The sequence below is a fragment of the Streptomyces sp. CB01881 genome, assembly GCF_002953255.1.
Classification (GTDB): domain Bacteria; phylum Actinomycetota; class Actinomycetes; order Streptomycetales; family Streptomycetaceae; genus Kitasatospora.
Genome location: NZ_CP026498.1, coordinates 10,843,370 through 10,848,848 on the forward strand (window position 1 = coordinate 10,843,370; position 5,479 = coordinate 10,848,848).

Annotated in this window: 6 protein-coding genes and 1 pseudogene; 2 read left to right on the plus strand and 5 right to left on the minus strand. The window is 69.3% G+C overall.

The window, feature by feature from the left end:
- The 5 genes from C2142_RS41135 to C2142_RS41145 form a co-directional block, all read right to left on the minus strand.
- A partial coding sequence (locus C2142_RS41135) for a beta-galactosidase (RefSeq protein ID WP_241003027.1) occupies nt 1-199 on the minus strand: 199 nt, incomplete at its 3' end.
- A 27-nt stretch (nt 200-226) separates the two neighbouring features.
- Entirely contained in the window at nt 227-1,255 is a 1,029-nt protein-coding gene (locus C2142_RS36680; RefSeq protein ID WP_148647112.1) for a LacI family DNA-binding transcriptional regulator, read from the minus strand.
- A gap of 103 nt (nt 1,256-1,358) precedes the next feature.
- The gene (locus tag C2142_RS36685; protein ID WP_206671106.1) at nt 1,359-2,330 is read right to left on the minus strand and encodes a carbohydrate ABC transporter permease; all 972 of its coding nucleotides are present in this window, start codon (nt 2,328-2,330) and stop codon (nt 1,359-1,361) included.
- Nucleotides 2,327-3,292: an ABC transporter permease subunit gene (locus tag C2142_RS41140; RefSeq protein WP_241003028.1), complete on the minus strand. Its 966-nt coding sequence runs from the start codon at nt 3,290-3,292 to the stop codon at nt 2,327-2,329. Before C2142_RS41140 ends, C2142_RS36685 begins: the two co-directional genes overlap by 4 nt.
- Complete coding sequence (locus C2142_RS41145) at nt 3,289-4,023, minus strand: hypothetical protein (RefSeq protein WP_241003029.1); 735 nt, start codon at nt 4,021-4,023, stop codon at nt 3,289-3,291. The genes C2142_RS41140 and C2142_RS41145 overlap by 4 nt, the downstream gene beginning before the upstream one ends.
- Nucleotides 4,024-4,850: 827 nt before the next feature.
- On the opposite strand from C2142_RS41145, the gene C2142_RS36695 reads away from it, so the two are divergent.
- Together C2142_RS36695 and C2142_RS41150 are read left to right on the plus strand one after the other, a co-directional pair.
- Nucleotides 4,851-5,090: a hypothetical protein gene (locus tag C2142_RS36695; protein ID WP_162600493.1), complete on the plus strand. Its 240-nt coding sequence runs from the start codon at nt 4,851-4,853 to the stop codon at nt 5,088-5,090.
- Nucleotides 5,091-5,169: 79 nt separating this feature from the next.
- Nucleotides 5,170-5,479: pseudogene (locus tag C2142_RS41150) on the plus strand (glycoside hydrolase); the annotation flags it as partial.

Consider the following 5,479-nt stretch of genomic DNA (forward strand, 5'->3'; position numbering starts at 1 on the left):
GGCGTCGAGCGAAGTCGTAGCGGCCCTCCTCGGGCTCCATCAGGGCCCAGGAGAAGACGCCGACGGTGGCGAGGTTGACGCGCGCCCGGCGCATCAGCTCGTCGTCCTGCTTCCACACCTCCGCGTCCCACTGTTCGGGGCTGTAGTCCCCGCCGAAGGCGAGGCCGCCGAGGCGGTCGGTGAGTCGGCGGATGTCCATCGGGGAACCGTCCTTCCGGTAGTGGTGTCAACTGCGGCGCGGGGCCGGTGCGGTGCTTTCGCGTACCACCAGTTCCGGTGGCATCAGGAGGAGTTGGTCCTCCGGCTCCTCGCCCGCCGTGATCGAGGCGATCCGCGCCATGACCTGGTCGACGGCGACATGCCCGAGGTCCTTCTTCGGACTGGTCACGGAGGTGAGCCGGGGCGAGTGTTGCTCCGCCAGCGGGTCGGGGCAGATGGCGATGACGGAGGCGTCCTCCGGCACGGTCCGCCCGCTGGCGCGCAGCAGGCTGAGCAGCGGGCCGATCGCGGCCTCGTTCTGCACGACGAACCCGGTGGTGTCGGGTCGGTCCGCGAGGATGCGGGCCAGGGTGCCGGCCGTGCTCTCGTACGTGCCCTCGCACGGCCGGTGGAGGAAGCGCAGGTCCCGCAGCTCGGCGCGGGCGCGGAAGCCGTTCAGGGTGCGCTCGGCGTAGCCGGCGTGCCGCCGGTAGACGCCGCTGCTGTAGCCGATGAAGGCGATGTCGCGGTGGCCGAGGTCGGCCAGGTGGTCGGCGCACAGGGCGCCCGCGGTGGCGAAGTCGTGGTCGACGCAGGAGAGTCCGGCGGGGTCGTCGGGCAGGCCGATGAGTGCGGCCGGGATCTCCTCGGCCCGCAGGACCGGGATCCGGTCGTCGTCCAGCCGGACGTCCATCAGGATGACGCCGTCGGCGAGTCCGGTGGCGGCGACGCGGCGGACGCCCTCGGGGCCTTCGTCGTTGGTGAGCAGCAGGACGTCGTAGCCGTGTTCGCGGGCCGCGACGGTGACCGCGATGGCGATCTCCATCATCGTGGGCACGTGCACCTCGGTGTGGAGCGGGACGACCAGGGCGATGATGTGCGAGCGCTTGCCCGCCAGGGCCCGGGCGCCCGCGTTGGGGTGGTAGCCGAGGTCCGTGACGGCCTGCTCGACGCGGATCCTGGTCTCGTCGGAGATCGGACGCTTGCCGCTGAGGGCGTAGCTGACCGTGCTGGACGAGACGCCGGCGTGCCTGGCCACATCGGCGAGTGTCACCATCGCGCTGCTTCCTTCGTGTCGGTTCCGGTGGGGGAGCGGCCCGGCCGCGCGGCGGGGAGGCTCACGCACGGGGCCGCTCCCGGTCTGGGGCGCCCGGCTCGGCTCAGCCCTTGATCGCGCCGGTGAGGACACCGGTGCGCAGGTGCTTCTGCACGAACGGGTAGACGATCACCAGTGGTACCAGGGTGAGGACCACGACCGCCATCTGCAGGGACAGCGGGGCCGTCTGCGCTTGGGTGCTCCCGAAGCCGGCGTTGACCGAGCCGGGCAGGCCGATGCCCCGGTTGACGTAGGTGAGCAACACGTACTGGAGCGGCCACTTCTCACTGTCCGTCGGCATGTAGAGCATGACGTTGAAGAACGAGTTCCAGTAGCCCACCCCGTAGAACAGCGCGGTGACGGCGGTGACGGCCCGTGAGGTCGGCAGGACGACGGACCACAGGATCCGCCACTCCCCGGCGCCGTCCATCCGGGCGGCGTCGATGAGTTCGGAGGAGGTGTCCTGGTAGAAGGCGCGCAGCACCAGGATGTTGAAGACGGAGACCGCGCTCGGCAGGATCAGCGACCACCACTGGCCGTAGCCGCCCAGTTCGGTGACCACCAGGAAGCTCGGGATCAGGCCGCCGCTGACGAACATCGTGACGATCAGCAGCATCAGGACGAAGCGGTGCCCGAACGACCGGGACCGGGAGAGGCCGTAGGCGCAGAGGATCGAGATGGCCATGGAGACCACGGTGCCGACCACGGTGACGCCGAGGCTCACCATCAGGGCGCGGACGACCGTCGAGTCGCTGAGCATCTGGCGGTACGTCTCGGTGGTCGGCCCGTCCGGCCAGATCACCAGGCCGCCGGCCCGGTTGACGGCCCCGGGGGTGGAGAAGCTGGTCAGCACGATGATCCAGAGCGGGACCAGGATGACGGCGAGCGTTCCGCCGAGCGTGAGGCCCTTCGCGGTCTGGCCGACCCGGGTCGGCGGCTCGTCCCAGGGCGGGCGGGCGGAACGCGCCCGGCGTCGGGCGGCCGCCGCCGAGCGGCCCTTCTCGCCCCGCGAACCCATGGTGAGTACGTTCGTCATTTGCGATACAGCCCGTCCTCGCCGAAGGCGTGCGCCAGCTTGTTGGCAGCCCAGATGAGCAGGAGGGAGACCACGCTCTTGAAGAGCCCGGCCGCCGCACCGTAGCTGTAGCCGCCGGTGGCGATGCCGTAGTAGAAGGAGAAGGTGTCCAGGACGTCCGCGGCCTCGTGGCCGACGGCGTTGCGTTGGATCAGGAACTGCTCGAACCCGACGGACAGGGCGTTGCCGAGCCGCAGGACCAGCATCAGCACGATCACCCCGCGCAGGCCCGGCAGCGTGATGTGCCACATCCGCCGCATCCGCCCGGCGCCGTCCGCGGCCGCGGCCTCGTACAGCTCGCTGTTGATCGCGCTCAGCGCGGCGAGGAAGACGATGATCCCCCAGCCCGCCTCCTTCCAGATCCCCTGGGAGGTGACCAGCAGCGCGAAGGTGTCCGGGGTGGTCATGATGTCCCAGGTGCTGATGTCGTGCTGGCGCAGGAACTGGTTGAGCACGCCGGCGCCGCCGAGCATCTGCTGGAAGATCGTGATCGCCAGCACCCAGGAGAAGAAGTGCGGCAGGTAGACCACGGACTGGAAGAAGTTGCGGATCCGCTCGCTGATCACCGAGTTGAGCAGCAGGGCCAGGGCGATCGGGATCGGGAAGAAGAGGATCAGCTGGACGAAGCTGAGGTACAGCGTGTTCTTCAGCGAGTCCCAGAAGGCCGGGTCGCCGAACAGCTGCTGGAACTGGTCGAACCCGACCCATTCGCTCTGCCAGACCCCGACCAGCGGGTCGTACTCCTGGAAGGCGGTGACGATGCCGAACAGCGGCGCGTAGTTGAACACCAGGAGCAGGGCGACCGCGGGGGCCGTCATCAGCAGGAGGGACTTGTCGCGCCGCAGCCTGACCCACCAGTTGAGCTGCGCCGATTTGGCGGGCCGCGCCGGCTTGGCGGGGCGCTCCTGTTGCGCGGTGCTCACTGGCCGGTGCCGTACTTCTCGAGGACGTTCTCGGTCATCCACTGCTTGAGCCGCTCCCCGGGGCCGGACCGCCAGCTGGCGACGACGTCCTGCACCTCGGAGACCTTCTTCTTGCCGCGGTAGCACTCCTTGACGGTGTCGGAGACGTTCTGCGCCGCCTCGGCCGCGGAGATGGCCGGCGGCATGCTGTAGTTCATGCCCCAGAAGATCGGCTTGGTGAGGGCCTTGACGTTGGCGGCCTGCCAGGCCGCGTAGTCCTGGGTGACCTGGTCGCCGCCGGGGTTGCTGATCACGGCGGAGGGGGCGGTCAGGAACGGGAAGGTCTGCGCCTGGACGTCCTTCTTGCCCTCCTCGGTGAAGGTCGGCACCCCGTTCACCCGGTTGTGGTGGACGCCCTCGACACCGAAGTTGATCAGGGTGTACTCGGCGGTGCCGTAGGGGGCGGCGAGGTAGTTCGCGACGGAGAGGAGTTCCTCGATCTGCTCGGGCTTCAGGTTGGCGTTGAGGTAGCTGATGATGCCGGTGGAGGCGCCCATGTAGATGACGGGCGTGCCCTTGCCGTCGGCGGTGATGGTGTTGAAGGCGCCGCGCCGGTAGTTCGGGTCCGCGGCGACGCCGGACTGGTGGTCGGACAGGTTCCAGGCGCCCGTTCCGCCACCCGAGATGAGGACCTTCCCGCTGTAGAAGCGGGTGTTGCCCTTCTCGTCGCCCGCCAGCGCGTCGGGGTGCACGTAGCCGGCGGTGGCCAGGCGGTTGTGCCAGTCGAGTGCCTCCAGGAACTCCTGGGTCTCGAAGAGGTGGACCAGCTTGCCGTTGCTCCTTCCACTTCAGCGGACCGCCCCAGGCCGTGTAGAGGTAGGTCCACACGTCCTCGAAGGCCCACACGCCCCGCTTGGCGTCGGTCAGCTCCTTGCCGAGGTTCATCAGGTCGTCGGCGGACTTGACCTGGTCGGCGGTGATGCCCCGGGCGTCGAGGACGTCCCGGCGGTAGTAGGTGAGGCCGGAGATGGCGAAGTTGGTGGAGAAGGAGGGGATCCCGTAGAGCTTGTCGCCCCAGGCCCCGACCTGCCAGGCACCGGTGGGGAGGGCGGCCAGGTTCGGGTACTTCTTGATCTTGTCGCCGGACAGGTACGGGGTGAGGTCCGCGAGCTGGGTGCCGGTCAGTCCGCCGAGGTTGAAGTTGGGGTTCCACCAGGTCGGCAGGGTGATCCAGTCCGGCAGCTTCTTGGCGGCGGTCATCGTCGGGACGATGGTGTTGTAGTTGTTCCCGTCGGCCGGCTTGACGGTCAGCTCGACCCCGAGGGCCTTGTTCATCGCCTGGTAGAAGGAGTTGTCGGCCGGCGGGTTGGTGCCCCACAGCGGGGTGACCGCGGTGTAGCTGCCGCCCTTGCCCGGTATGCCGGAGACGCTGGCGGGCGGGGATGCCGGGTAGGAGAGGTAGGCGGGGTCGGTCGCGGCGCCGGGGCCGCCCTGGACGGGGGCTATGTCCGGCTTGACCGCGTTGGCGTTCGGCACGTAGGCCGGCAGGGCCGCCTTGAGGCCCTCCTTGGAGTTCAGAGTGGGCTTCTTGGTCGCGCCGCCGCCGCAGGCGGACAGCAGGGGTGCCATCGCGGCTGCTCCCGCGACCGTGGCGGCGGTGCTCAGGAAGCTCCTGCGGTTCAACCCGGATCTCATGGTGGCGTGGCCCCTCTCCGTCGAAGCGTCGAAGCGCTTGGATGTTTCGGCGAGACTAACGACGCGTTACCGGTTCGGCAAGAGGCTGAACAAATGCAAAATGGTTTGTTTCCTGGGGAGTTGACAGTCCAACGGGAGCGTGTCAGCGTCGAAGCGCTTCGATGAACAACCACCGAGCCCAGCCCGCCCGAGGGGTATTCCACGTGAGTTCCGTGCCCGCGTCCGCAGCCGGCCTGCCCGCTTTCCGCAATCCCACGCTTCCCCTGCGCAAGCGTGTCGACGACCTGCTCCACCGGCTCACGCCCGACGAGCGGCTCGCGATGCTGCACCAGTACTCGCCGGCCGTGCCGCGCCTCGGCGTCGCCGCCTTCCGCACCGGCAGCGAGGGCCTGCACGGCGTCTCCTGGCTCGGCGTGGCGACCGTCTTCCCGCAGGCCGTCGGCCTCGGCGCCAGCTGGGACGAGGACCTGGTGCGCCGGGTCGCCGAGGCGGTCTCGACCGAGCTCCGGGCCT